Origin of the sequence: Pseudomonas sp. Z1-29 (genome assembly GCF_051131995.1) — a bacterium.
Lineage (GTDB): Bacteria > Pseudomonadota > Gammaproteobacteria > Pseudomonadales > Pseudomonadaceae > Aquipseudomonas.
Genome location: NZ_CP071645.1, coordinates 4,928,452 through 4,954,393 on the forward strand (window position 1 = coordinate 4,928,452; position 25,942 = coordinate 4,954,393).

At 60.1% G+C, this 25,942-nt stretch carries 25 protein-coding genes and 1 other RNA gene; 10 read left to right on the forward strand and 16 right to left on the reverse strand.

Annotation, left to right across the window (positions count from 1 at the left end):
• Positions 1-163 precede the first annotated feature (163 nt).
• Both rnpB and rsmI read right to left on the reverse strand, forming a co-directional pair.
• Positions 164-517, reverse strand: an RNA gene (rnpB, locus tag J3P84_RS22425) — RNase P RNA component class A.
• A 74-nt stretch (positions 518-591) separates the two neighbouring features.
• Complete coding sequence (gene rsmI / locus J3P84_RS22430; RefSeq protein WP_434625955.1) at positions 592-1,464, reverse strand: 16S rRNA (cytidine(1402)-2'-O)-methyltransferase; 873 nt, start codon at positions 1,462-1,464, stop codon at positions 592-594.
• Positions 1,465-1,715: 251 nt separating this feature from the next.
• On the opposite strand from rsmI, the gene J3P84_RS22435 reads away from it, so the two are divergent.
• The 4 genes from J3P84_RS22435 to J3P84_RS22450 all read left to right on the forward strand — a co-directional run bounded on the left by J3P84_RS22435 (position 1,716) and on the right by J3P84_RS22450 (position 5,154).
• Entirely contained in the window at positions 1,716-3,527 is a 1,812-nt protein-coding gene (locus J3P84_RS22435) for a penicillin-binding protein activator (RefSeq protein ID WP_434625957.1), read from the forward strand.
• A complete protein-coding gene (locus J3P84_RS22440) occupies positions 3,527-3,889 on the forward strand; it encodes a YraN family protein (protein WP_434569741.1) in 363 nt (120 codons plus the stop codon). Before J3P84_RS22435 ends, J3P84_RS22440 begins: the two co-directional genes overlap by 1 nt.
• Before the next feature lie 96 nt (positions 3,890-3,985).
• Positions 3,986-4,579 carry a phosphoheptose isomerase gene (locus J3P84_RS22445; RefSeq protein ID WP_007928463.1) on the forward strand — a complete coding sequence of 198 codons (594 nt, stop codon included), beginning with the start codon at positions 3,986-3,988 and terminating at the stop codon, positions 4,577-4,579.
• Complete coding sequence (locus tag J3P84_RS22450) at positions 4,576-5,154, forward strand: BON domain-containing protein (RefSeq protein ID WP_030139689.1); 579 nt, start codon at positions 4,576-4,578, stop codon at positions 5,152-5,154. The genes J3P84_RS22445 and J3P84_RS22450 overlap by 4 nt, the downstream gene beginning before the upstream one ends.
• 1,177 nt (positions 5,155-6,331) lie before the next feature.
• Here the strand turns inward: J3P84_RS22450 and J3P84_RS22455 are convergent.
• The 7 genes from J3P84_RS22455 to rplM form a co-directional block, all read right to left on the reverse strand.
• The gene (locus J3P84_RS22455) at positions 6,332-6,742 is read right to left on the reverse strand and encodes a ClpXP protease specificity-enhancing factor (protein WP_434569742.1); all 411 of its coding nucleotides are present in this window, start codon (positions 6,740-6,742) and stop codon (positions 6,332-6,334) included.
• 16 nt (positions 6,743-6,758) lie between these two features.
• On the reverse strand, positions 6,759-7,376 hold the full coding sequence (locus J3P84_RS22460) for a glutathione S-transferase N-terminal domain-containing protein (protein WP_003178195.1): 618 nt from the start codon (positions 7,374-7,376) through the stop codon (positions 6,759-6,761).
• Between the two features lie 152 nt (positions 7,377-7,528).
• Positions 7,529-8,311: a cytochrome c1 gene (locus tag J3P84_RS22465; RefSeq protein ID WP_305496653.1), complete on the reverse strand. Its 783-nt coding sequence runs from the start codon at positions 8,309-8,311 to the stop codon at positions 7,529-7,531.
• The gene (locus J3P84_RS22470) at positions 8,311-9,522 is read right to left on the reverse strand and encodes a cytochrome b (protein WP_434625960.1); all 1,212 of its coding nucleotides are present in this window, start codon (positions 9,520-9,522) and stop codon (positions 8,311-8,313) included. Before J3P84_RS22470 ends, J3P84_RS22465 begins: the two co-directional genes overlap by 1 nt.
• On the reverse strand, positions 9,522-10,115 hold the full coding sequence (gene petA, locus J3P84_RS22475) for a ubiquinol-cytochrome c reductase iron-sulfur subunit (protein ID WP_305496657.1): 594 nt from the start codon (positions 10,113-10,115) through the stop codon (positions 9,522-9,524). Before petA ends, J3P84_RS22470 begins: the two co-directional genes overlap by 1 nt.
• 257 nt (positions 10,116-10,372) lie before the next feature.
• Positions 10,373-10,765 carry a 30S ribosomal protein S9 gene (rpsI, locus tag J3P84_RS22480; RefSeq protein ID WP_003228056.1) on the reverse strand — a complete coding sequence of 131 codons (393 nt, stop codon included), beginning with the start codon at positions 10,763-10,765 and terminating at the stop codon, positions 10,373-10,375.
• A 14-nt stretch (positions 10,766-10,779) separates the two neighbouring features.
• The gene (gene rplM, locus J3P84_RS22485) at positions 10,780-11,208 is read right to left on the reverse strand and encodes a 50S ribosomal protein L13 (protein WP_003205365.1); all 429 of its coding nucleotides are present in this window, start codon (positions 11,206-11,208) and stop codon (positions 10,780-10,782) included.
• Between the two features lie 245 nt (positions 11,209-11,453).
• Here rplM and J3P84_RS22490 point away from each other — a divergent pair, with 245 nt between their 5' ends.
• Positions 11,454-12,494, forward strand: a complete 1,041-nt coding sequence (locus J3P84_RS22490; protein ID WP_198796609.1) for an NADP(H)-dependent aldo-keto reductase — start codon at positions 11,454-11,456, stop codon at positions 12,492-12,494.
• A 126-nt stretch (positions 12,495-12,620) separates the two neighbouring features.
• Here J3P84_RS22490 and J3P84_RS22495 read toward each other — a convergent pair whose 3' ends face one another.
• Entirely contained in the window at positions 12,621-13,757 is a 1,137-nt protein-coding gene (locus J3P84_RS22495) for an acyl-CoA dehydrogenase family protein (protein WP_434625962.1), read from the reverse strand.
• Between the two features lie 244 nt (positions 13,758-14,001).
• Here J3P84_RS22495 and J3P84_RS22500 point away from each other — a divergent pair, with 244 nt between their 5' ends.
• The 4 genes from J3P84_RS22500 (at position 14,002) to J3P84_RS22515 (ending at position 18,308) form a co-directional block, all read left to right on the forward strand.
• Complete coding sequence (locus J3P84_RS22500; protein WP_434631484.1) at positions 14,002-14,898, forward strand: GlxA family transcriptional regulator; 897 nt, start codon at positions 14,002-14,004, stop codon at positions 14,896-14,898.
• 251 nt (positions 14,899-15,149) lie between these two features.
• Entirely contained in the window at positions 15,150-16,037 is an 888-nt protein-coding gene (locus tag J3P84_RS22505) for a nitrilase family protein (RefSeq protein ID WP_305496660.1), read from the forward strand.
• Between the two features lie 13 nt (positions 16,038-16,050).
• Positions 16,051-17,247 carry a hypothetical protein gene (locus tag J3P84_RS22510; protein WP_434625964.1) on the forward strand — a complete coding sequence of 399 codons (1,197 nt, stop codon included), beginning with the start codon at positions 16,051-16,053 and terminating at the stop codon, positions 17,245-17,247.
• Positions 17,248-17,321: 74 nt separating this feature from the next.
• Positions 17,322-18,308 carry an asparaginase gene (locus J3P84_RS22515; RefSeq protein ID WP_434625966.1) on the forward strand — a complete coding sequence of 329 codons (987 nt, stop codon included), beginning with the start codon at positions 17,322-17,324 and terminating at the stop codon, positions 18,306-18,308.
• 83 nt (positions 18,309-18,391) lie between these two features.
• On the opposite strand, the gene zapE is transcribed toward J3P84_RS22515, so the two are convergent.
• The 3 genes from zapE to J3P84_RS22530 form a co-directional block, all read right to left on the reverse strand.
• Positions 18,392-19,486, reverse strand: coding sequence for a cell division protein ZapE (gene zapE / locus J3P84_RS22520; RefSeq protein ID WP_305496664.1), 1,095 nt, complete (start codon positions 19,484-19,486; stop codon positions 18,392-18,394).
• Positions 19,487-19,586: 100 nt separating this feature from the next.
• Complete coding sequence (locus J3P84_RS22525; protein ID WP_434625969.1) at positions 19,587-20,942, reverse strand: tryptophan--tRNA ligase; 1,356 nt, start codon at positions 20,940-20,942, stop codon at positions 19,587-19,589.
• 24 nt (positions 20,943-20,966) lie between these two features.
• Positions 20,967-21,596 (reverse strand): alpha/beta hydrolase, encoded by a 630-nt coding sequence (locus J3P84_RS22530; protein WP_434631487.1) that lies wholly within the window; start codon positions 21,594-21,596, stop codon positions 20,967-20,969.
• Between the two features lie 148 nt (positions 21,597-21,744).
• Here J3P84_RS22530 and J3P84_RS22535 point away from each other — a divergent pair, with 148 nt between their 5' ends.
• Positions 21,745-22,182, forward strand: a complete 438-nt coding sequence (locus J3P84_RS22535) for a YhcB family protein (RefSeq protein ID WP_305496666.1) — start codon at positions 21,745-21,747, stop codon at positions 22,180-22,182.
• A gap of 254 nt (positions 22,183-22,436) precedes the next feature.
• Here J3P84_RS22535 and J3P84_RS22540 read toward each other — a convergent pair whose 3' ends face one another.
• The 3 genes from J3P84_RS22540 to J3P84_RS22550 form a co-directional block, all read right to left on the reverse strand.
• Positions 22,437-23,822 (reverse strand): aspartate aminotransferase family protein, encoded by a 1,386-nt coding sequence (locus J3P84_RS22540; protein ID WP_434625971.1) that lies wholly within the window; start codon positions 23,820-23,822, stop codon positions 22,437-22,439.
• Positions 23,819-25,306, reverse strand: coding sequence for an NAD-dependent succinate-semialdehyde dehydrogenase (locus J3P84_RS22545; RefSeq protein ID WP_434625973.1), 1,488 nt, complete (start codon positions 25,304-25,306; stop codon positions 23,819-23,821). Before J3P84_RS22545 ends, J3P84_RS22540 begins: the two co-directional genes overlap by 4 nt.
• Before the next feature lie 130 nt (positions 25,307-25,436).
• On the reverse strand, positions 25,437-25,916 hold the full coding sequence (locus J3P84_RS22550; RefSeq protein WP_305496671.1) for an Lrp/AsnC family transcriptional regulator: 480 nt from the start codon (positions 25,914-25,916) through the stop codon (positions 25,437-25,439).
• Positions 25,917-25,942 lie beyond the last annotated feature (26 nt).

Consider the following 25,942-nt stretch of genomic DNA (forward strand, 5'->3'; position numbering starts at 1 on the left):
GGAGCGTTTCAGGAGGGGCAACAAGAAACTGACGTAGGAAAATTCGCTTTAACTCGAAGGCACACAGGGGACTGCACGCAGAAGTTAAAGTGATTTATTAAGAGTAAGATTTTTTTGATCTTAGGAACTGCTTCTGCCATTGATTCCGGCAGGGAGGGAAAAGGTGGAGAGTCGATCTGTAAGCCGGGTTCTGTCTTGAACAGTCATTCGTCTACGATGGCCATCACTGGACATCTTTAGCAACCTACCCGGTCCCAGCGCGGGCCACGCCTTGGGACCCTATTTGGTCTTGCTCCAAGTGGGGTTTACCTAGCCACGAACTGTTGCCAGTCGTGCGGTGCGCTCTTACCGCACCTTTTCACCCTTACCGGCGCCGAAGCGCTTAGGCGGTTATTTTCTGTGGCACTTTCCGTAGGCTCGCGCCTCCCAGGCATTACCTGGCACTTCGCCCTATGGAGCCCGGACTTTCCTCCCCCCCCTAATTTTCATAGAGGGCAGCGACTGTCCGATCGACTCTCCGCCGCGAAGGTTAACGGTAGCGCGCCCGAAGAACAAGCGCTAAAAGCCCTTGGCCAGCTTGGCGCGCCGGTTTCATTGGGCCTTCTGTTTATCCAGCGCAGCCTGATACAGCACATTCTTGCGCTCGCCGGTGATCTGCGCGGCGAGGGCCGCCGCTCGCTTGAGGGGCATTTCCTCCAGCAACAGATCAAGGATGCGCATCGCTTCGCTACTGACGGCGTCTTCGTCCTGGGGCGGTGTCCAGCCCGCGACCAGCACCACACACTCGCCACGCTGCTGATTGCTGTCGCTTTCAACAAACGCACGCAACTGCGCCAGAGGCAGCCCCTTCAAGGTCTCGAAGGTTTTCGTCAGTTCCCGAGCCAGCAATGCCTGGCGCTCGGGACCGAACACCAGCTCCATGTCCTGGAGACATTCGAGGATACGGTGCGGCGCCTCATAAAAGATCAGCGTTCGAGGTTCCTCCTTTATAGCTTCCAGGCGCCCTCGCCGCCCCACCGCCTTGGCCGGCAGGAAACCTTCGAAGATAAACCGGTCCGATGGCAAGCCGGCCGCCGACAACGCCGCGATCAATGCGCAGGCACCTGGCACCGGCACTACATTGATACCGGCAGCGCGGGCCTGGCGCACCAGGTGGTAACCCGGATCGGAAATCAGCGGCGTGCCGGCATCGGAAATCAGCGCCACATTGTCGCCGGCCAGTAGACGGGTAATGAAACGACTGCCTTCGTCCCGTTCGTTATGTTCATGGCAAGCTGCCAATGGCGTGGAAATACCGAAGTGCTGCAGCAGACGCTGGGAGTGACGCGTGTCTTCGGCGGCGATAAGGGCGACCTCGCCAAGGATCTTCAGCGCGCGGGCGCTGATATCGTCCAGGTTGCCGATGGGCGTCGCCACCACGTAAAGCGAGCCGGCAGCGGAATTCAAAGCACCTGGAGCAGTCAAAGCGCACACCTCATGATCATGAAAGTGGGCATTGTAGCGTGTGCCGCCATTCTCAGCCGCTCACATTAACCCTTGTGGCGAGGGAGCTTGCTCCCTCCCACGGGGTCAGACATTCGAGTGAGCAGCATCTTTGTGCTGCAATGCACGCTTTGAAATACCTAAATTGATCGATTCACACCACTAACATCGCGCCCCGGCCAGTGCTTGGGTACAATTCGACGCTAATTTGATCTCGTATCAGGAACACTTACATGATCGCTTGCCTGCGGCTGCTCTCCGCCCTCTGCCTCGCTGCCCTCCTGGCGGCTTGCGTCAGCTCGCCCTCGTCCAGCCTTGGCGAACTTCCACGGACCCCGGACGCCAGTATCGAGCAATTGCTCGAACAGGCCGCCCAGAGTAAAAACCCGGAACAAGCCGCCCTGCTGCGCTTGAGCGCCGCCGACCTGGCCTACCGCCAGGGCAATGCCGGCCAGTCCGCACAGATCCTGCAACAAGTGCCGATGGAGCAGCTCAAGCCCGGCCAGCAGATTTTCGCCAACGCGTTGTCAGCCGAACTGGCGATGACGCGCAACCAGCCCAAGGCCGCGCTGACTTCGCTGAGCCATCCGAGCCTGCAGCACCTGAGCGAAATGCCCGTGGAGCAGCAAGTCCGCACCGGTACCGTCCGCGCTCGCGCCCTGGAGGCCGATGGCCAGACCCTGGCCGCCGCCCGCGAGCGGATCTTCATTGCTCCGCTGTTGGAAAACGAAGCGCAGGCAAAAAATCACGAAGCCATCTGGACACTGATCGCCTCGCTGCCCACCGATCAACTGCAACCGACCACTACCGACGATCTCGGTGGCTGGCTGAGCCTGGCCAAAGCCGTGAAAACCGCCGGCACCCTGGAGCAGCAGCAAGCCGCCATCGACAGCTGGCGCGAACAGAACCCGAAACACCCTGCCGCACTCCAGTTGCCGACGCCGCTGGTCAAGCTCAAGGAGCTGGCAAGCCAGCCACTGGGCAAGATCGCCGTGTTGCTACCGCAGAATGGCCCGCTGGCCGCGGTCGCAAAAGCACTGCGCGAGGGCTTCATGGCCGCGCATTACCAGGCCCAACAGGCCGGGCAGAAGCCGCCGAGCATCCAGTTCTATGACAGCGCCAGCCTGACCTCGATGGACGAGTTCTATCGCAAGGCCCAGGCCGACGGCGTACAGCTGGTGGTCGGCCCGTTGGAAAAACCATTGGTCAAGCAGATCAGCACCCGCCCGCAATTGCCGATCACCACCCTGGCGCTGAACTACAGCGAAGGCGAACAAGGCCCGCCGCAACTGTTCCAGTTCGGCCTGGCGCCTGAAGACGAAGCCCGCGAAGTCTCCCGGCGCGCCCGCGCCGACGGCCTGCATCGTGCAGCCGTGATGGTGCCGAAAGGCGAATGGGGCGATCGCGTCTTGAAAGCCTTCAGCCAGGATTGGCAGGCCAATGGCGGGACCATCATGGCAATCGAGCGTGTCGACCAGCCGGTGCAACTGGCCCAGCAGATCGCCGACATGTTCCAGCTGCGCCAGAGCGAAGGTCGCGCCAAGAGCCTGCAAAGTACGGTAGGCACCGCGGTCGCGGCGCAGCCATCGCGTCGCCAGGACATCGAGTTCATTTTCCTCGCGTCGACCCCGCAGCAGGCCCAGCAGATCAAGCCGACCCTGAACTTCCAGTACGCCGGCGACGTGCCGGTCTACGCGACCTCCTCGGTGTTCAGCGTCAGCGGCGACCAGAACCAGTACAACGACATGAACGGCGTTCGCTTCTGCGAAACCCCATGGCTGCTCGACGCGAACGATCCGCTGCGCCAGCAGGTCACCGCGCAGTGGCCCCAGGCGGCCGGCAGCCTGGGCCGGCTGTACGCGATGGGCGCTGACGCCTATCGCCTGGCTCCACGCCTCGGCCAGCTCAAGGCCCTGCCGGACAGCCGCATCGAAGGCCTGTCGGGTAGCCTGGCTGTCTCCCCGACCCAGCGCGTGCAACGTCAACTCCCTTGGGCGCAGTTCGTCAACGGCCAGGTCCAGCGCCTGCCGGACACTCCGCGCTGATGCCCGACCGATCGCGCCAGCAAAGCGGCAGGGATGCCGAGGGCCTCGCCCTCGCGCATCTTGAGCAACACGGCCTGCGACTGCTGGCGCAAAACTGGCTGTGCAAACGCGGCGAGCTGGATCTGGTCATGCTTGACGGCGATACAGTAGTATTCGTCGAAGTCCGCTACAGAAAAAATACCCAATGGGGTGGCGCGCTCGACAGCATTGACCAGCGCAAGCGCCAGAAGCTGGTTTTCGCCGCGCAGTATTTCCTGCAACGCGAGTCTCGCTGGGCCGATCATCCTTGTCGCTTCGACGTGGTTGCCATCGATAGCAACGTCGACCAACTGAATTGGCTGCAAAACGCCTTCGACAGTTGAGCGCAGCCGAGCCGGACACCTTCACTCAACTTTTTGCTCTTTGCTTTGCGCGCCGCACATTTGTGCCGATAAGTCGCGCTACTTAAGGTCACACAGATGGACATGCAATCGCGAATCCGCCAGCTTTTTCAGGCCAGTATCGACACCAAGCAACAGGCGATGGACGTACTTGCACCGCACATCGAGCAAGCCAGCCAAGTGATGGTCAATGCCTTGCTCAACGAGGGCAAGATGCTTTCGTGCGGCAATGGCGGTTCGGCCGGCGACGCCCAGCACTTCTCTTCGGAACTGCTCAACCGCTTCGAGCGCGAACGTCCGAGCCTGCCGGCCATCGCACTGACGACCGATAGCTCGACGATTACCTCGATCGCCAACGACTACAGCTACAACGAAGTGTTCTCCAAACAGATCCGCGCCCTCGGCCAGCCTGGCGATGTGCTCCTGGCGATCTCCACCAGTGGCAATTCGGCGAATATTATTCAAGCGATCCAGGCCGCACATGATCGCGAAATGATTGTCGTAGCATTGACCGGTCGCGACGGCGGCGGCATGGCTTCACTGCTGTTGCCTGAAGACGTAGAGATCCGCGTACCGGCCAATGTCACCGCACGTATTCAGGAAGTCCACCTGCTGGCGATCCACTGCCTTTGCGACTTGATCGACAGCCAACTGTTCGGGAGTGAAGAATGACCCCTAATCGCCTAGGCCTTTTGGCCCTGACCCTGTGCCTCGGCATCAGCGGCTGCACATCGGTGGTTAACGCCAGCCGGGAAAAGCCGATTGAAGACGACCGCGGCACCCGCACCTTCGGCAGCAAGATCGACGACTCGTTGATCGAAACCAAAGTGGGCGTGAACATTGCCAAGGCCGACCCGGACCTGGACAACAATTCGCACATCGTCGTCACCAGCTTCAACGGCGTTGTGCTGCTGGCCGGCCAGACGCCCCGCGCCGACCTCAAGGCCAAGGCCGAACAGGAAGCCAGCGCCGTGCAGAGGGTCAAGACCGTGCACAACGAACTGCAGGTCCTCCAGCCCTCCTCGCTGCTGGCCCGCCAGAACGACGCCTGGCTGACCACCAAGATCAAGACGCAGATGCTCACCGACGCCAGCATTCCTGGTTCGCGCATCAAGGTTGTGACAGAGAACGGGATTGTCTATCTGCTGGGGTTGCTGACCAAGCAGGAGGCCGCGCAGGCGACCAATCTTGTTCAGGGTGTGTCTGGGGTGCAGAAGATCGTCAAGTTGTTTGAGTACATTGACTGATATCAAGCTCTGACTCGCTCAAGAAAATGGCGCTTGCTCCGCGATGGAGAGGCGCCGTTTTTTTGGGATGTCGGTTGGTGTGTATATCCGTTGCTGCGGTTATGGCTGCTAATGGTTTCGCCCTTACGGCGAGTCACTTTCAAAAAGCGTGAAAGTAACCAAAGCGCTTCTGCCCCACCACTCGGCACCTCGCCTGGGCTCGGTGTGCCCGCACTCCGGCATTGCTCCGTGAGCACGCCGCGAAGGGCCGTCCCTGGCCCAACGCGGCTATCCCGGCATCCATGCCGGGATGCCCACTCCACAATGCCTGCGTTCGGCCAGCGTGGTTAACGGGGCGCCGAAATCAACGTCCGCCACGAGGCGGCCTTAAAGCCGACCTGGTTTCGGTGGGACCGCGTTACTTCCTGTGGGAGCGAGCCTGCTCGCGAAGAAGACGGTACATCCAACATCGTCTTCTGCTGACACTCCGCCTTCGCGAGCAAGCTCGCTCCCACATTGGATCTGCAGGGAACATAAAACTCATGTGCACCACAGATCTCCTGCGGGAGCGAGCTTGCTCGCGAAGAGGCCACCACACTCCAGAATCTTCATCGACTGGCACTCCGCCTTCGCGAGCAGGCTCGCTCCCACAGTGGATCTTCAGGGAACATAAAACTCATGTGCACCATAGATCTCTTGTGGGAGCGAGCCTGCTCGCGAAGAGGCCATCCACATCTAACATCCTAATTGACTGACATTCCGCCTTCGCGAGCAGGCTCGCTCCCACAGAGGAAATGCAAAACCCACGAAACCAGGTCGGCTCGAAGGCCGCCTCGTGGCGGACGTTGATTTCGGCGCCCCATTAACCACGCTGGCCGAACGCAGGCATTGCGCAGTGGGCATCCCGGCATGGATGCCGGGATAGCCGCGCTGGGCCAGGGACGGCCCTTCGCGGCGGGCCCACGGAGCAATGCCGGAGTGAGGGCACACCGAGCCTAAGCGAGGTGCCAAGTGGTGGGGCAAAAGCGTTTTGCTTACTTTTGCGCTTCATAAAAGTGAGTCGCTGTAAAAGCGAAACCATAAGCAGCCATAACCGCAACAACGGATATACACACCACCCAACCCCACAAAAAAATGCCCGCATCTCACGACACGGGCATTTTCTCAACCAGGTTACCGGCCTTTCACACAGACCCGATCACTTCACCACTTTCAAACTAGGCCGCCCGCTAGGACGCGGCGGCTCATCGTCGGGCGGCAGATCCTCATCCGCCTCGAACTCTTCCTCACCGTCCAACGGCACTTCCAGCTCGAATACCATTCCCTGGCCATTCTCCCGGGCATAGATTCCCAGGATGGAGGCAATCGGCACGTACAGCGTATGCGGCACCCCACCGAAGCGCCCCTCGAAACTGACCGCATCGTTGTCCATGTGCAAATGACGCACAGCGGCCGGCGATACGTTCAAGACAATTTGCCCGTCATTGGCAAAACCCTGCGGCACCTGTACCGACGGATACTCGGCATTGACCAGCATGTGCGGGGTGCAATCGTTGTCCACAATCCACTCGTAGAGCGCGCGGACCAGATAAGGTCGACTGGAGTTCATAGCGGCTCCCTAAGCCTTAGCGCATGTCACGTTCGACACCAGACAGACTCGCCTGGAAAGCCTCACGCGCAAATTGGCGCTCCATATAATCAAGCAACGGCTTGGCGGGCCGTGGCAGTTCGATACCCAGGATCGGCAAACGCCAGAGTATGGGCAATAGGCAGCAATCCACCAGACTTTGTTCCTCACTGAGGAAAAACGGCTTGTCGACAAACAGCGGCGACACGCCTGTCAGGCTTTCGCGCAATTCCTTGCGCGCCACGACACGCGCCGGCTCCTTGGTCCTGGAATCCAGGATCAGGTCCACCAACCCGCACCAGTCACGCTGGATGCGATGGATCAGCAAACGACTGTTGGCACGCGCGACCGGGTACACCGGCAGCAAAGGCGGATGCGGATAACGCTCATCCAGGTACTCCATCACCACGGTCGACTCCCACAGTGCCAGGTCACGATCGACCAGCGTGGGCAGGCTGCCGTAAGGGTTCACCTCGATCAGCTTCGGCGGCTGACGGCCCGCTTCGACGTAAATGATCTCGGCGCTGACACCCTTCTCGGCCAGTACGATACGTACCCGGTGGGAATAGTGGTCGGCGGGGTCGGAGTAACAGGCCAACCGATTGGTCACGCCCATGGCGATCCTCCTCGCTTGTTGAAATTATCGAAAAACGGAAAAACGAGCGCGCCCAGAGGGCGTCTCCCGTAACCACCTGGCCGACCAGGCTCGTTACACCTTCAGAGACGCCCTTGGGCGCGCACGATTAACAGCAACGGCTTACAGCTTTATCAATGCACGTCTTTCCAGTATTCACGCTTGAGCAGATAAGCGAATACGAAGAAGAACGCCAGGTACAGCAATACATACGTACCGATGCGCTGATGTTCCAGCTTCACCGGGTTGGCCGAGTAGGCCAGGAAGGTCACCAGGTTCTTGACCTTCTCGTCGAACTGCTCCGGGGTCAGGCTGCCGGAGTTCGGCACGATGGTCAGCTGGTCGCAGGCTTCATGGGTCAAAGCGGTGCCGGTCAGCGGATCATATTGCTTCTTGCCGTCCTCGACGATCTGAACCTGCTTGCAGCCTATCACCTGACGACCCTGCAGGCCGACCAGAACGTTCGGCATGCCGACGTTCGGGAAGACCTTGTTGTTCACGCCCCAAGGGCGCGCCGGGTCTTCATAGAACGAACGCAGATAGCCATAGAGCCAGTCGGTACCACGCACGCGCGCCACCAGGGTCAGGTCGGGCGGCGCCGCGCCGAACCAGGTCTTGGCATCCGCCGGCTGCATGCCGATGTTCATGTGGTCGCCCAGCTTGGCGCCGGTGAACACCAGCTTTTCAAGCATCAACTCATGGGGAATACCCAGGTCATCGGCCACGCGCTCGTAGCGCTGGAACTTGGCGCTGTGGCAGCCCATGCAATAGTTGGCGAAAGTACGGGCGCCGTCCTGCATGGCCGCTTTGTCGGAAACGTCGATGTCGACTTTTTCCAGCTCCGGACCACTCGATGTGGACGCAAAGGACAGAACAGGCAAAGCAGCAAGAATCAGTACAGAAAATAGCTTTTTCATCAGCCAGCCACCCTTTCCGGAACCGGTTTGGTCTTCTCGAGCCTGGTGTAGAACGGCATCAGAATGAAGTAGGCGAAGTACAGGAAGGTGCAGACCTGCGACAGCAGCGTCCGGCCCGGTGTCGGTGCCAGCACACCCAGCACGCCGAGGATCACGAACGAGATGCAGAACACCCAGAGCCAGATCTTGCTCAGCCAGCCCTTGTAGCGCATCGACTTGACGGGGCTGCGGTCCAGCCAGGGCAGGACGAACAGCACGGCAATCGCGGCGCCCATGGCAATTACGCCCAGCAGCTTGTCGGGAACCGCTCGCAGGATCGCGTAGAACGGGGTGAAGTACCAGACAGGGGCAATGTGCTCAGGGGTCTTGAAGGCGTTGGCCTGTTCGAAGTTCGGCTTCTCGAGGAAGTAGCCGCCCATTTCCGGGAAGAAGAACACGATCGAACAGAAGATGAACAGGAAGACCACCACGCCGACGATGTCTTTCACGGTGTAGTACGGGTGGAAGGCGATGCCATCCAGCGGTACGCCGTTCTCGTCCTTGTGTTTCTTGATGTCCACGCCATCGGGGTTGTTCGAGCCGACTTCATGCAACGCCAGGATGTGCAGCACCACCAGGCCGAGGATCACGATCGGCAAGGCCACGACGTGCAAGGCAAAGAAGCGGTTCAGGGTAATGCCCGAGATCAGGTAGTCACCGCGGATCCACTGGGTCAGGTCATCGCCGATGACCGGGATCGCACCGAACAGCGAGATGATCACCTGGGCGCCCCAGTAGGACATCTGGCCCCACGGCAGCAGGTAACCCATGAAGGCTTCGGCCATCAGCGCCAGGTAGATCAGCATGCCGAACACCCACACCAGCTCACGCGGCTTCTGGTACGAACCGTAGAGCAGGCCACGGAACATGTGCAGATAGACCACGATGAAAAACGCCGAGGCGCCGGTGGAGTGCAGCAGACGCAGAATCGAGCCGTACTCGACATCACGCATGATGTACTCGACGGAGGCAAACGCTTCCTCCGCCGACGGGGTGTAGCTCATGGTCAGCCAGACACCGGTAACGATCTGGTTGACCAGGACGAGCAAGGCCAGGGAGCCAAAAAAGTAGAAGAAGTTGAAATTCTTCGGCGCGTAATACTTGCTGAGATGGTCTTCCCACATCTTGGTCGCGGGAAAGCGCGCATCAAACCAGTCCATTAATTTGCTCATCACGCTTTCTCCGTATCGACGCCAACGACAATGATGTCGTCCGACTCATAGGAATGCGGGGGAACTGGCAGGTTCAGAGGTGCAGGCTGCGATTTGTAGACGCGACCGGCCAGGTCATAGTGGGAGCCGTGGCATGGGCAGAAATAACCACCGACCCAGTCTTTGCCCAGGTCGGCAGGCGCCACTTCGGGACGGAACGTTGGCGAGCAACCCAGGTGAGTGCAGATCCCGATCAGCAGCAGCACTTCCGGCTTGATCGAACGGGTTTCAGGGTTGACGTACTCCGGTTGGACCGAGTTCTTGGAAGAGGGATCGGACAGCTGGCCCTCGATCTTTTTCAGATTCCCCAGGATCTCCTCTGTACGGCGGACGATGAATACCGGCTGGCCGCGCCACTCAGCAATCATCTGCTGGCCTGGCTCGATCTTGCTGACATTCACTTTCACCGGTGCGCCTGCGGCTTTCGCCTTGGCACTGGGAAACCATGACCCCACGAACGGGACCGCAGCCCCCACCGCTCCTGCAGCACCCACCACGGATGTGGCTGCTACCAGGAAGCGACGCCGGCCTGCATTCACGCCGTCATTGCTCATTCAGTCCTCTCCCATCAGCTTTGTGGCCTGTTAAATCAGGCGTCTACTAAGTAAAAATCTGAACTTATAAAAATTTTGCCGAATGGTAATGAAAACCCCCAATTCTGACAAGGTAATTACCCAGCGGCCAAACCGCCAGGCCTTGTAGTATAGGGGCTCTACGAATGTGGCAAGTTGTCACAGAGCAATTATTTCGCGCATAAAAAAAACGCCCAGCTCCGTGAGGAACTGGGCGCCTTTTGAACGCGGAAGCGAAATTAACGCTTCGAGTACTGCGGACGCTTACGCGCTTTACGCAGACCGACTTTCTTACGTTCTACTTCGCGAGCATCGCGAGTTACGAAGCCAGCTTTACGCAGGGCGCTGCGCAGAGTTTCGTCGTAATCCATCAGGGCGCGAGTGATGCCGTGGCGGATTGCGCCAGCCTGGCCACTTACACCACCACCGATAACGGTGACGTAGATGTCGAACTTCTCGACGGTCTCGGTCAGTTCCAGCGGCTGACGAACTACCATGCGGGCAGTTTCGCGGCCGAAGAAGTTATCCAGGGAGCGGTTGTTGATGGAGATGTTGCCAGTACCCGGACGCAGGAAAACGCGTGCGGTTGCAGTCTTGCGACGGCCAGTGCCGTAATTTTGAGTCGCCGACATAATGAACTATTCCGTTAAAACTTCAGTTCTTGGGGCTGCTGAGCAGTATGAGGGTGAGCAGCGCCCGCATAAACCTTCAGCTTACGATACATGTCGCGACCCAGTGGGTTTTTAGGCAGCATGCCTTTAACCGCGGTCTCGATCACGCGCTCAGGGGCTTTGGCGATCAGCTTTTCGAAGTTGATCGACTTGATGCCGCCAGGAAAACCGGAGTGGGAGTAGTACATTTTGTCAGTGGTTTTAGCGCCAGTAACACGTACTTGCTCGGCATTGATCACGACGATGTAGTCACCGGTGTCAACGTGAGGGGTGTACTCAGGCTTGTGCTTGCCACGCAGACGGCTCGCGATTTCGGTGGCCAGACGACCCAGGGTCTGACCAGCAGCGTCGACGACAAACCAGTCGCGCTTTACTGTTTCCGGTTTAGCAGTAAAAGTTTTCATTCTTTATAGCCTCAGGGGCCGCCCTGTAAATTAGACGGCGGATCTTACTGAATAGTGCGTACTTTGACAAGTCAAAGGCAGCCGGATACAGACGCTTTCGGGGGCTCGGGTCGGCGCGTCCGTTCAACGGCAAGATTCTTCGGCGGCGGCGCATCACTTCCACTGCAGAAAGAGGTGCGCAATTATGCAGATTGCGAAAAATATTTCAACCTGCTTTTATGATTGTTTTGCCCAAGGAGTCCCTGATGGACTATCGCAAGCTAGGCCGTACCGATCTGAATGTCAGCGCCTTGTGTCTCGGAACCATGACCTGGGGCGAGCAGAACAGCGAGGCAGAGGCGTTCGCCCAGATTGAACGCGCCAAGGGTGCCGGGATCAATTTCCTCGACACCGCCGAGATGTACCCCGTGCCGCCGAAGGCCGAGACCTACGCCACCACCGAGCGTTATATCGGCAATTATTTCAAGAGCCGTGGCGACCGCGCCGACTGGATCCTGGCCAGCAAGATCGCCGGCCCGGGCAATACCATCGACTATATCCGCGACAAGAATCTCAAGCACAACCGCCGCCACATCGTCGAGGCGCTGGACGCCAGCCTCAAGCGCCTGCAGACCGACTGGATCGACCTGTACCAACTGCACTGGCCGGAGCGCAGCACCAATTTCTTTGGCCAATTGGGCTACACGCACAAGGCCGACGAGGATTTCACCCCTCTGGAGGAAACCCTCGAAGCCCTGGACGAACAGGTCCGCGCCGGCAAGATCCGCCATATAGGCCTGTCCAACGAGACGCCGTGGGGCACCATGAAATTCCTCGCCCTGGCCGAAGCCCGCGGTTGGCCTCGCGCGGTGTCGATCCAGAACCCGTACAACCTGCTCAATCGCAGCTTCGAAATCGGCTTGGCGGAAATCGCCATTCGCGAGCAATGCGGCCTGCTGGCCTATTCGCCCCTGGCGTTCGGTTTCCTGTCGGGCAAATACGAAAACGGCGCACGGCCCGCCAAGGGCCGCCTGACGCTGTACAGCCGCTTCATGCGTTACTTCAACCCGCAATCGGAAGCCGCCTGCAGCCGCTATGTGGCACTGGCCCGCGAACACGGCCTGGACCCGGCGCAGATGGCCCTGGCATTTGTTACCCAGCAGCCGTTCGTGACCAGCAACATCATCGGCGCCACCACGCTGGAGCAACTGGACAGCAACATCGCCAGCTTCGACCTCAAGCTGTCGGATGAAGTGCTGGCGGGAATCGAGGCGATTCACAAGGACCAGCCGAATCCGGCGCCTTGATCCATAGGCCCCATCGCGAGCAAGCTCGCTCCCACAAGGGTTCTTTGTCGATCACAAAATAATGATCAGACACAAACCCTGTGGGAGCGAGCTTGCTCGCGATAGCGGTCTAACTGTCCTAATGCATCAAAGCGACCGCGCAATAATCTCCTTCATGATTTCGTTGGTCCCCGCATAGATCCGCTGCACCCGCGCATCAGCCCACGCCCGGGCGACCGGATATTCCCACATGAAACCGTAGCCGCCATGCAACTGCACGCATTCGTCGAGCACCTTGCATTGCAGGTCGGTGCCCCAGTACTTGGCCATCGCCGCCGTCGGTACATCGAGCTTGCCCTGCAGATGAAGCTCCAGGCAGCGGTCGACAAAGACCCGGCCGATCTGGATCTCGGTGGCCATTTCCGCCAGTTTGAAGCGGGTGTTCTGGAAATCCGCGATGGATTTGCCGAACGCCTTGCGGTCACGGGTGTAATCCAGCGTCCATTGCAGCGCCGCTTCGGCCGAGGCCAGGCCACCGATGGCGACGGTCAGGCGCTCCTGAGGCAGTTCCTGCATCAGGTAGGCGAAGCCCATTCCGGCCTGGCCCAGCAGATTTTCCTTCGGCACGCGGACATCCTGGAAGAACAGCTCCGACGTGTCCTGGGCCTTCATTCCGACTTTCTCCAGGCGCTTGCCTTTTTCAAAGCCCGGCGTACCCGCCTCCACCAGGAACAGGCTAGTGCCTTTGGCCCCCGCCTTCGGGTCGGTCTTGGCGACGACAATAACCAGGTCGGCCAGGAAGCCATTGGTAATGAACGTCTTGGAGCCGTTGATCACGTATTCATCGCCGTCGAGCACTGCCGTGGTCTTCACGCCTTGCAGGTCGGAACCGGCGCCCGGCTCGGTCATGGCGATGGCCGTGACCATTTCGCCGGACACCAGTTTCGGCAGGTATTTATGCTTCAACGCTTCGCTGCCGTAATGCAGGATGTAAGGCGCGACGATATCGGAATGCAACGAGAAGCCGATCCCGGTCAGCCCCAGGCGGCCGATTTCCTCGATCACCACCGTGCTGTAGAGAAAATCCGCTTCCAGCCCGCCGTAGGCCTCCGGCAGATGCGAGCACAACATCCCCGCCTCCCCAGCCTTGTTCCAGAGTTGGCGATCGATGTGCCCCTGTTTTTCCCACTGGCTGTGGTACGGCACGGCTTCTTTTTCAAGGAAGGTTCGTACGGTGTCGCGAAACAACTCGTGCTCGGGACTGAACAGGGTTCTGGGGATCATGGCGCACCTTTGGTTATTGTTGGGTGTGGTTATCCGACAGAGCCTAAGCCTGCGGCGTATGAGAGGACACTGGACACATCCGACAAAAAATAAGACGATCCAGCCGTCTGGTGACCACTTTCCCCTATAAAAATAAAGATGAGTTATGTCCATGCACGCCTCCACGCCCTTGCGGCGCGTCAGCATCCTGGCAGTCGACCGGGTTTTCGCTTCCACCCTCATGCAGGCCAAGGATTTTTTCCACCTGGCCAGCCTGCGCTACGGCAAACAGCTTGGCCACGGCCTGACCCCAGCGTTCGAAACCCGGCTGGTCAGCCCTGACGGCAAGCCAGTCAACAGCTTCAGCGATGTGCTCATGCCGGTGGACGGTGGCCTCGAAAATACCGATGTGATCATCCTGCCGGCGTTCTGGGATGACTTTGCCACGCTCTGCCAACATTATCCCCAGGTCCTGCCCTGGCTGCGCGAACAACACGCTCGCGGTGCGGTGCTCTGCGGCGAAGCCACCGGAGTATTCTGGCTGGCCGAGGCCGGGCTGCTCGACGGCAAGGAAGCCACCACCTACTGGCGCTTCTTCAATGCCTTCAAGGAGCGTTTCCCTCAGGTGCACCTGAACCAGGACAAGCACCTGACCGACGCCGACAATCTGTTCTGCGCCGGCGGCACCACGTCGGCCTGCGACCTTTACATCTACTTGATCGAACGCTTCTGCGGCGCCAACGTCGCCCAGGCCGTGGCGCGGGACATCCTGTATGAAGTGCAACGCAACTATTCGCCGGGACGCATCGGCTTTGGCGGGCAGAAACTGCATCAGGACGTGATCATCCTGCAGATCCAGCAATGGCTGGAGGAGCATTTCGCCGACAAGTTCCGCTTCGAGGACGTCGCCCGGGAGCACGGCATGAGCATCCGCAATTTCATGCGCCGCTTCCAGACCGCCACCGGCGACAAGCCCTTGCACTACCTGCAACGCCTGCGGATAGAAACCGCCAAGGGCCTGCTGTCCGGGAGCCGCAAGAGCATCAAGACGATCAGCTATGAAGTCGGCTACGACGACGCGAGCTTTTTCGCACGACTGTTCCGGCAGCACACCGACCTGTCACCGAACCAGTACCGGCAGCAATTCCAGCAGGCGGCGTGAGCACGTCGCTGAACGCAAATTCCATTGTGGGAGCGAGCCTGCTCGCGAAGGCGGTGTGTCAGCTTGCAGGGTTGCTGAACAGGCTCGCCTCTTCGCGAGCAGGCTCGCTCCTACTTTTGATTTCCGCTCATTCATCTTGGGAGATGCCCTACAAACCACACGGAAACGGCTGACTTACGCTCCACGCCCGTTTCGCCTCTTATAAACACGCCATTAAACAGCGTGAATAAAAATAAAAAGAGGTTTCTTGAATGAGCGAGCCAACCAGTCCTGTCCGCGTAGCGGTTGTGCAATTCGACCCTCAGGTCGGCGTAAGGAATCATGAGCAGAACCTGCATCACAGCCTTGCGCTGGCGTTGGAGGCGGTAAACGGCGGAGCGAATCTCATCGTTCTGCCCGAGCTGTCAAATACCGGTTATTTTTTCAGCAACCGACAGGATGCGTTCGAACACTCCGAATTGGTCCCTAACGGGCCGAGCGTGCAGGCCTGGAAGGACTTCGCCCGCCAGCACAAGATTTACCTGGTGGCCGGCTTGACAGAGCGCGAGGGCATGCGGCTTTTCAACACCGGTGTTCTGTTGGGGCCAGACGGTTTTATTGGCAAGTACCGAAAGGCCCATTTGTGGAACCTGGAGAAACTCTGGTTCACACCAGGGGACCTGGGTTTTCCAGTGTTCGAAACCCCGATAGGCCGCATCGGAATGCTGATCTGCTGGGACATCTGGTTTCCGGAAGTGCCGCGAATCCTGACCCAGCAAGGCGCGGACATCATCTGCAGCCTGAATAACTGGGTCTGGACGCCCCCACCGCTGTTTGATGACGCAGGCAAGTGCATGGCGTCATATCTGACCATGACGGCGGCACACGTCAATAACGTGTTCATTGCGGCGGCAAGCCGCATCGGCGAAGAACGCGGTGCCCGCTATCTGGGCTGCTCGCTGATCGCGGGTACTAACGGTTGGCCGATTGGCGCGGTGGCCTCCGCCGACCAGCAGGAAGTGCTGTTCGCCGACATCGACCTGACCAGTTCCCGTAGCGCCGCCATCTGGAACAACCTGAACGACCTGCACCGTGATCGGCGTTCGGATCTCTACGATCCGATGCTTGGTTATACCCAGCACCCTCTCCTGCCGCGCTGAGGGGGTTTATCCAATGGAATCCACAAACGAAAAACGTCAACGCCGGCATACCGCTCGTTCACCGCTGGATCTTGCAGTGATCCTGTTGATGCTCGGCGCGCTGTCGCTGGTCTTCTGGCTTTCTTTCATGAGCCTCGCCTCCTGGCCCGACTACGGCCACATGGTGTCGAATTTGCCACAGCCAACCTCATGGCTACGCTGGGTGGTGGGAGACATCAGCGAGGTCGCCTTTTATAAGCATGAATTTGCATCCATCGGACTGCTGGCGGGTGCATACCTGGCATACCGGGCCAATGAAACGGGAAAGGCCTGGCAAGGTTTTTCCATCTGCTACGGCAGCGGCCTGTGGCCGTGGGTCGTCGCCAGCTCACTGCTTGGGCTCCTGCTCAGCAACCTGTTATGGGGCTGGACCGTTACGGCCACCGCCTGGCAACCGACCTTTGCCGCATTCGTTTCATTGCCGGCGGCGATGGTGCTGATGTTTGGCGGTGGCTGGAAAGTGGCGATCAATGGCGCAGTCATGGGTGCATTGCTGGTCACCCCGGCGTGCTTGTTGCTGGTCAATTACGTCTGCAATCCACTGGGTTTGCCGGCAGTGATCGGCAACGTCTCGGGGATGGCTGTCGCCAGCGTCATGGCATTCCTGCTCTGTCGTTATGTGCCAAGCCTGGTGAGCTCGCAGGTCTCAATGAAACCATCCGAAACGCCATCAAGGCCCACGCCCAGCCGTGCACCCGACTACGGTGTCGTCTGGAGCCTGCGCCGAGTCTTGGCGGATTTCTCCGAAGCGCCGTTCTTCGGCAATGAGTGGGCCAGCCTTGGGCTCATATCGGGCGCCTTGCTGGCCTATGCCTTGAACCCGATGAGCCCGGTCTACGGCTCGGGCTTGCTGCCGCAACTGATCGGTGCGCAAGCGCTGACCTCGGCCTTGGGCGTGATGATCTGGCGTCGACAGTGGAGGTTGCGAGGCTGGTATCCCACTTATATCCCGCTGGTATCGGTCGTGCCTGCCGCGGTTCTGACCTACGGCGGCAGTTGGCCGGTGATTGTCTCCAGCGCCTTGCTAGGTGCATTTGTGGCGCCGCCACTGGCGTGTGCGATTGCCAAAAGGCTACCCACCGACATGCACGGATTTATTGCGAATGTCCTGTCCATGGCCATCAGTACCTTGCTCATCATTCCGCTTATCGGACGCCTGATAACCAACTGAGCCGCCCCCTTCCACGGCTGCATCTCGACCGGTAGGCGGTTGCAGCCATTTTTTGCAAGCACGCGAGGTATCACATGGACTTGCCCAACCTGAGCATCGCTTCACTCGGCGGCACCGTGAGCATGCAGGCCCGGGTCTTCGGAGAAGGAGTGGTCCCGACCGTCAGCGGCGCAACCCTGCTGGCTTCGGTACCCGAATTGAGAACCCTGGCCCGCGTCACTGTCGAAACGCTCCAACTGTTGCCCAGCGCCTCATTGAGTTTCGAGCATTTATTGAGTGTCCTGCGCTGGGCGAACACTCAGATCGAGCTAGGTGCGGTGGCGGTTGTCCTCACTCAGGGCACCGACACGCTGGAGGAATCCGCCGCATTTTTCGATCTCTTGTGGGACCACGACGAACCTCTGGTGCTTACTGGAGCGATGCGTTCCGCAGCCCAGACAGGCGCCGACGGACCGGGCAATCTGCTGGATGCCTGCCAGGTCGGCTTGGCCGAGAGCAGTTGGCGACGTGGTGTTCAGGTGGTCATGAACGGACAGATTCATTCGGCGCAGGCAGTTCGCAAAACCGATTCGATGGCACTGCAGGCTTTTTCTTCGCCCGTCGTAGGCCCGGCAGGCCTGTTACTGGAAGGTGACGTTCACTATTTCCACCCTCCACGCCAGCGCCACGTCTTGCCGTTGCCACAGCGCTCGACGCACAAGGTTGCGCTATTACAAGCGTCGCTGTCTGCCGACAGCCTGTTGCTGGAGAACGTTCTCGCGCTGGGTTACGACGGGCTGATGATCGCCGGTTTCGGCGCAGGGCACGTTTCTGAAACCTGGGCTGGAAAAATTGACGCCATTGCCAGAAAAATCCCGGTCATTGTTGCGACTCGCTGCGATTGCGGCCCAACGGCTCGCTCGACTTACGGCTTCAAGGGCGGCGAGATGGATCTGGCTAAAAGGGGTGCTTCGATGGCCGGTTTTGTCTGCCCACGAAAATCGAGGATTCTCTTATGGCTGCTGCTCGGTTGCCAGCGACAAGATGACCTGGCTCGCTATCTGAGGCTTTTGCAGTATTGAGGTTGCCTAGACGGATCGGCGGGGGCTGCTGCGCAGCCCAGCGGGAGCAAGCTCCCTCGCCACGGGTTTGTGCTGCAGTTGTATTACGGTTTATGCGCCCGCGACAGGAATTCGTGGGATTGCATCTCCAGCAGGCGACTGAGGGTCCGCTGGAATTCGAAGTTCAGGCGACCGCCGGTATAGAGGTCCTTGAGCTCGACTTCAGCCGAGATGATCAGCTTCACGTTGCGGTCGTAGAATTCGTCGACCATGTTGATGAAACGGCGGGCGATGTCATCGGTGGTGACGCTCATCTGCTCGACGCCGCTGAGCAGCACGGCATGGAAGATCTTGCCCAGCTCGATGTAGTCGTTCTGGCTGCGGGGGCCGTCGCACAGTTCACGGAAGTCGAACCAGGCCACGTCGTCGCAGGTGCGGATCGCACGGATTTCGCGGTTCTCGATGATCAATACATCGTTTTCAACCGCCTGGGTGCATTCCGGCGTCAGGGCGCGGAAGCTCTTGCGCAGGCTTTCTTCAGCGGCGGCATCCAGCGGGAAATGGAACAACTCCGCTTGTTCGAGGTGACGCAGGCGATAGTCCACGCCGCTGTCGACATTGACGATTTCGGTGTGCTCCTTGATCAGCTTGATCGCCGGCAGGAAGCGCGCCCGTTGCAGACCGTCCTTGTAAAGGCCGTCGGGGACGATGTTCGAGGTGGCGACCAGGGTCACGCCGTTCTTGAACAGTTCTTCCATCAGCGTGCCAAGGATCATGGCGTCGGTGATGTCGGAAACGAAAAACTCATCGAAGCAGATCACCCGCGTCTCGGCGGCGAAGCGCTTGGCGATGAGGGTCAGCGGGTTCTTTTCGCCACCCAGGGTCTTCATTTCCTCGTGCACGCGCTTCATGAAGCGGTGAAAGTGCGTCCGGGTCTTTTCCTTGAAGGGCAACGCTTCGAAGAAGGTGTCCACCAGGTAAGTCTTGCCACGGCCGACGCCACCCCAGAAGTACAGGCCCTTGACCGGTGTCTGGTCCTTTTTGCCGAACAGTTTGCCCAACAAGCCCGGCTTGTTGTTCGACGCGGCAACCAGGTCGTCGTACAGGCGCTGCAAATGCCGCACGGCCGTTTCCTGGGCTGCGTCGTGGAAGAATTCCGGGCGTTTCAGATCAGCTTGATATCGTTCTAGGGGCGTCATATTCGTTAGCAAGGCAACAAAAACGGGCCGTCACTGTAGCGATGGCCCAGAGGAATGGCAATCGGCCCTTATTCGGGCCGATGGTCGGGAACGCCTTCAATCAATCCTGGGCAGGCGTCAGTGCCACGCGCAACGCATCGATGGCCGCGTCTCGGGCGCTACTGTCGGCAAAGGCCGGGCTGTGGGCCACGCATTCGCCGTCGAGCCAGACGCTGAAACTCAGTTCATCGCTGCGCACGTCCAAGGGCTGGCCGGATTGCAACTGCTTGGTCACCTGGCCAGCGGTCTTGCCGTCGGCGAAGTTGTTCGAAAGCAACAACTGCTCGCCATCGGCAGAAAGCAGGCGGAAGCGGAAACTGCCGTCATCGTCGCGGAAGCTGACGAAGCGCGCAGCCTTGGCCGCTTTCTTTTTGGTCTGCGTTGCCACTTGCACCTGGCTGACGAAGGACCGCAGGCCAACTGCCTCGCGCAGTTCATTGAGAAACGGCGTTGCTACGGCCCGGGCTTTTTTCGCGCCCAGTTGCAGGATGTCTTCAAGGTCCGCCGGGCGTTCGATCAACTGGTGGTACCGCTCGCGCGCTTCACCCAACTGGTCGTCGAGCAGTTGGAACAGACGACTCTTCGCCTCGCCCCAACCCAGGCCTTGCAGCAGTTCGCTACGGAACGCGGCGGACTGCTCGGCAGTGGCGAAGGCCTGGAACAGCGTGAACAGGTGCGAGTTGTCCGGGTCCTTGGCTTCGCCCGGCGCGCGCGAGTCGGTGACGATCCGCGAGATCGCGTCCTTCATGTCCTTGGCGCTGCTGAACAACGGAATGGTGTTGTCGTAGCTCTTGGACATCTTGCGGCCATCGAGGCCCGGCAGCGTGGCGACGCTTTCCTCGATCAGCGCCTCAGGCATGGTGAAGAACTCCTTGCCCTTGCCGAACAGGTGGTTGAAGCGCTGACCGATGTCCCGCGCCATTTCCACGTGCTGGATCTGGTCGCGACCGACCGGCACCTTGTGGGCGTTGAACATCAGGATGTCGGCCGCCATGAGGATCGGGTAACTGTAGAGGCCCATGGTGACGCCGGCGTCCGGGTCTTCGCCGGTCTCGACGTTCTTGTCCACCGACGCCTTATAGGCGTGGGCACGGTTGAGCAGGCCCTTGGCGGCGACGCAGGTCAGCAGCCAGGTCAGTTCCGGGATTTCGGGGATATCGGACTGGCGATAGAACGTCACGCGGTCCACATCCAGGCCACCGGCCAGCCAGGTCGCGGCGATTTCCAGGCGCGAGCGCTGGATGCGCAGCGGGTCATCACATTTGATCAGGGCGTGGTAATCGGCCAGGAAATAGAACGAATCGGCATTGCTTTCGCGGCTGGCGAGGATCGCCGGACGGATGGCGCCGGCGTAGTTGCCCAGGTGCGGGGTGCCGGTGGTGGTGATGCCGGTCAGGATACGGGTACGAGTCGTCATGGGTTATCGCTTGTCAGACTGCTATCAATTCGAGAGGCGCGGCAGGAGCAGATCCTTGAGATCAGTCAGCTTGCCATGAAAAAAGTGTCCGCATTCTGCCACTTTCAGCAGCTCATGGGGGCGCTGGAGCGCGTCGGACCATGTGTAGACAAGTTGGGGATCGACCACTTCGTCGGTTTCCGGCTGGATCACGGTCAATTCGCCGCCGGTCGGCAGGGGCGCTTGTGCATCCAGGCGCATTACCGCCGGAGCAACCATGAACAGGTGCTTGAGCGCCTGGCCTTGGGCTTCCAGGCGTCCGCCAAGGGTGGCGGCGACGAAGCCGCCGAAGGAAAAACCGAACAGGGTCAGGGGCAACTGCGGGTATTTTTCCAGCAACCAGGCGGCCGCGGCCTGGGCATCGTCCACTTCGCCGGTGCCCATGTCATGGCTGCCGGCACTGGCGCCGACGCCGCGATAATTGAAACGCAACGTAACCAGGCCAGCGTCGCGGGCGGTGCGCTGCAGGGTCGAGACCACTTTGTTGAGCATGGTCCCGCCCTGTACCGGGTTGGGGTGGCAGATCAGCGCCAGGCCACGGGGCGCTTCGCTGTCCAGGTACAAGGCTTCCAGTTGACCGACCGGGCCATCGATGACTACAGGGGTTTCGCGCATAAGCAAGGGAAAGAACTCCGTGACCCCGAATAGGGTCGACTCGTCTAGCTAAAAGTCTGTGCCTGGCATGATTGCGATGTTCTTCGCGGTATACAGCGCAGGTCCGAGCCGTTAACGTAAAGCAAAGCCGTTTATAGAGGAAGGACTCGTGGAACACTCGCTCTTAGTTTGGCTGTTGCCGACTCTTGCCCTGGTTGCCGGTGTCGCCATTGGTTTCCTGATTGCCCGACTGCTGCCTAACGCGGTGCCCAACAGCACCCAACGTCAGCTCGACGACATCCAGGAACGTTTCGACAGTTACCAGAATGAAGTGGTCACCCACTTCAACAGCACCGCTTCCCTGGTGAAAAAGCTCACCCAGAGCTACCAGGAAGTCCAGGATCATCTGTCCGAGGGCGCCAACCGCCTGGCCCTGGACGAGCAGACGCGCCAGCGCCTGCTGGCCGCCCTGCAAGCCGACACGGCGCAGACGCCACGGGAGCGCCTGACCCCGCCCAAAGGGATCCAGGAACCGCCACGGGACTACGCCCCCAAGGCCCCGAACTCCCCGGGGATGCTGGATGAGCATTACGGTTTGAAGAAGTAATTTCCAGCAACACCAAAAAGCCCGCCCGATCGCATGATCGGGCGGGCTTTTTATTGCTTCCAATTCCCCCTATTCAATTTTGACCACCTGTGGCGAGGGAGCTTGCTCCCGCTGGGTCGCGAAGCGGCCCTTATAGCAGCGAACTCGATTTTCCTGGCACACCGAGTTGCCTGGTTTTGGGGCCGCTTCGCAGCCCAGCGGGAGCAAGCTCCCTCGCCACGGGCTACAGGGTCCTGAAGTATTATGTACTCAGCTCAAGCCAACACTTCCTCCGCCACCTGGTCGATGGCCCCTTTGGTGATGTCGACGATCAGGTCGGCATCTTCGCGGGTCAGGATCAGCGGCGGAGCGAAGCCCAGGATGTCGCCGTGGGGCATGGCGCGGGCGATCATTCCGCGTTCCAGGCAGGCGGCCGAGACCTTGGGGCCGACCTTGAGTGCCGGGTCGAACGCCGTACGCTGTTCACGATCGGCCATGAACTCCACCGCCGCCAGCATGCCGTCACCGCGCACTTCGCCCACCAGCGGATGGCCTTCGAGGGTTTCGCGCAAACGCCGGTTGAGGTAACCACCGACGTCTTCGGCGTTGGCCATGAGGTTTTCCCTTTCGAGGATATCCAGGTTGGCCAGGGCCGCCGCCGCGCAGATCGGGTGTCCGGAGTAAGTCCAGCCATGGCCCATCGCACCTTCGGCCTGGGAGGCTTTTTCGATCACGCTCCAGACCTTTTCACCGATGATCACCGCCGACAACGGCGCGTAGGCGCTGGTCAGTCCCTTGGCCGTGGTGATCAGGTCCGGCTGCATGCCATAGCGCTGGCTGCCCATCTTCGAACCCAGGCGACCAAACGCGCAGACCACCTCATCGGCGATCAACAGCACGTCGTATCTGTTCAGCACGGCCTGGATCGCAGCCCAATAACCGGCGGGCGGAACGATGATGCCACCGGTGCCCATCACCGGTTCGCCGATGAACGCCGCCACCGTGTCCGGGCCCTCGGCGAGGATCATTTTTTCCAGTTCATCGGCGCAATAACGCACGAACGTTGCTTCGTCCATGCCCGCCGGGGCCTTGCGATACCAGTGCGGACACACGGTGTGCTTGACCCCTTCGGCCGGCAGGTCGAAATGCTGGTGGAACGCCGGCAGCCCGGTCAGGCTGCCGGTCATGATGCCCGAGCCATGGTAGCCACGATCACGGGAGATGATTTTTTTCTTCTGCGGCCGGCCCAGTACGTTGTTGTAATAACGCACCAGTTTGATCTGGGTTTCGTTGGCATCGGAGCCGGACAGCCCGTAATAGACCTTCTTCATCCCCGTCGGCGCCCAGTCCATGATGCGGCTGGACAGTTCGATGATCGCCTCGCTCGAATGACCGACATAGGTGTGGTAGTAGGCCAGTTCCTTGGCCTGTTTGTAGATGGCATCGGCCACTTCGGTACGGCCATAACCAATGTTCACGCAATAGAGCCCGGCGAAAGCGTCGATGAAATCACGCCCCTCGTGATCGCGTATGCGAATGCCCGACGCGCTCTTGATGATGCGCCCCTTGAGCGCCCCGCTGGCGTGGTCGTGGGCGTGGGTCGAGGGGTGCATGAAATGCGCACGGTCTTGTTCGAACAGCGTGTTGAGTTCTTGGCTCATGCGGGCTCTCCTGGGAATTGGCCTTGATGGTGCAGGCAAAAGTATTTGGTTTCGACGAAGGGCTCGAAGCCCTCGGTGCCGCCCTCGCGGCCGAGGCCCGAGGCTTTCATGCCGCCGAAGGGAATCGGATGACCGGTGAACTTGACGCCGTTGACGGCGACCATGGCGTGGTCGAGACGACGGATCAGTGGGTAAATGACATCCAGGCGATTGGAGCAAATATAGGCGGCCAGTCCGTATTCGGTGTCGTTGGCCAGTTCGATGGCTTCGTCCAGGGTGTCGAACGGCATCACCCCGGCGATGGGCGCGAAGTTCTCTTCACGGTAGATGCGCATTTTTGGCGTGACGTCGGCCAGCACGGTCGGTTGATAGAACAACCCGCCCAGAGCATGGGCCTCGCCACCGGCCAGGCGTTGGGCGCCAAGGGCCAGCGCATCGGCGACGCGGTCGGCGGTCGCATCGAGCGCCGCCTGATGCATCAACGGCCCGACATCCACCGCCTGCTCCTGTTGATCAACCAGCGCCGGCCCGACCCGCAAGGCACGCACCGCGGTGGCGAAACGACTGAGAAACGCCTGATACACCGGGCGCTGCACCAGGATCCGGTTGGCCGCGCAGCAATCCTGACCCGAGGTCTGGAATTTCGCCTCGACAGCGACTTTGACTGCCAAGGCCAGGTCGGCATCGGCGCAGACAATGAAAGGCGCATTGCCGCCCAGCTCCAGCGCGACCTTTTTCACGTCATGGGCCGCTGCTTGCAGCACCAGTTTGCCGACCCGGGTCGAGCCGGTGAAACTCACCGAACGCACGCGGCGGTCCTTGACCAGGGTCTCCATGGTCATTTGCGGCTCGCCCAATACCACGTTGAAGACACCGGCAGGAAAGCCCGCTTCCTCGGCCAGTTGCGCCAGGGCCAACGCTGAGTAAGGCGTTTCATGGGCCGGCTTGACCACCACGGTGCATCCGGCTGCCAGCGCGGCAGCGGCCTTGCGGGTGATCATCGCCGAGGGGAAGTTCCAGGGTGTGAGCAGCGCGCAGACGCCCACTGGTTCCTTGACCGTGCCCAAATGAGCGTTCGGGATATGACTGGGAATGTTCTGGCCGTAGAGGCGCCGGGCCTCCTCGGCGAACCACGGGATGAAACTTGCGGCATAGGCGATTTCGCCACGGGACTCGGCCAGCGGCTTGCCCTGCTCCAGGCTGAGAATTCGCGCGAGGTCCTCGCTGTGCTCGCTGATCAACGCCGCCCAGCGCCGCAGCATCGCGCCGCGAATCTCCAGGCTCTGCTCGCGCCATGCGGGGAACGCGCGATGCGCCGCGTCCACCGCCGCGACGATCTGAGGTTGATCGAGCATCGGCACATGGCCGATAACCGTGCGGGTTGCTGGATTCTGCACCGCGATGCTCTGGCCGCTGTCGCTGTGGACCCAATGGCCATCGATATAGCAAAGCGCTTTGAACAGCAGCGGGTGTTGATAAGGCATGACGTTCACTCCAGACCGTTTGCGTGAATCCATGCTAGGGCTGCTGCGCTTTTGTTATCGGCTGTTTGCACGGGCCCAGACCTTGATTTTTTTCTGGAAATACCCTGCCGGAAAATGTTTTCTGCGGTGTTCAGGATGACGGTGTGAGCTCCGCCGGCAAGGCGCCGACGGTCTTGATGGTCTTGGTGACGATGTAGGTGAAGTAGCGTTCGATGCCGAGGTCTTCAAGCAACAGTTGATCGACGAAACGCTGATACGAATCGACGTCCGGCGCCTGGATCATCGCCAGGTAATCCACACCGCCGCCGGTGGCGTAGCAGAACACCACTTCGGGCGCGGCGAGCAGGCGTTGCTCGAAACGGCGCATGTCCTGGGCGGTGTGCCGGGCCAGGGTGATTTCCACCAGTACCTGCTGGCGCTTGAACACCGCGCCCCAGTCGATCTGCGCCCGGTAGCCGATGATCAGCCCCGCCGCCTCGAGTTTGCGCACCCGCTCCCAGGCCGGCGTCACTGAAAGATTGATCGCCTCGGCGAGGCTCGACTTGGTGATCCGCCCGTCCTCGGCGAGGATCTGCAGGATTTTCAGGTCATAGCGATCGAGCTTGTGCATGGGCCGGGCTCTCCAGGCAAATCAGA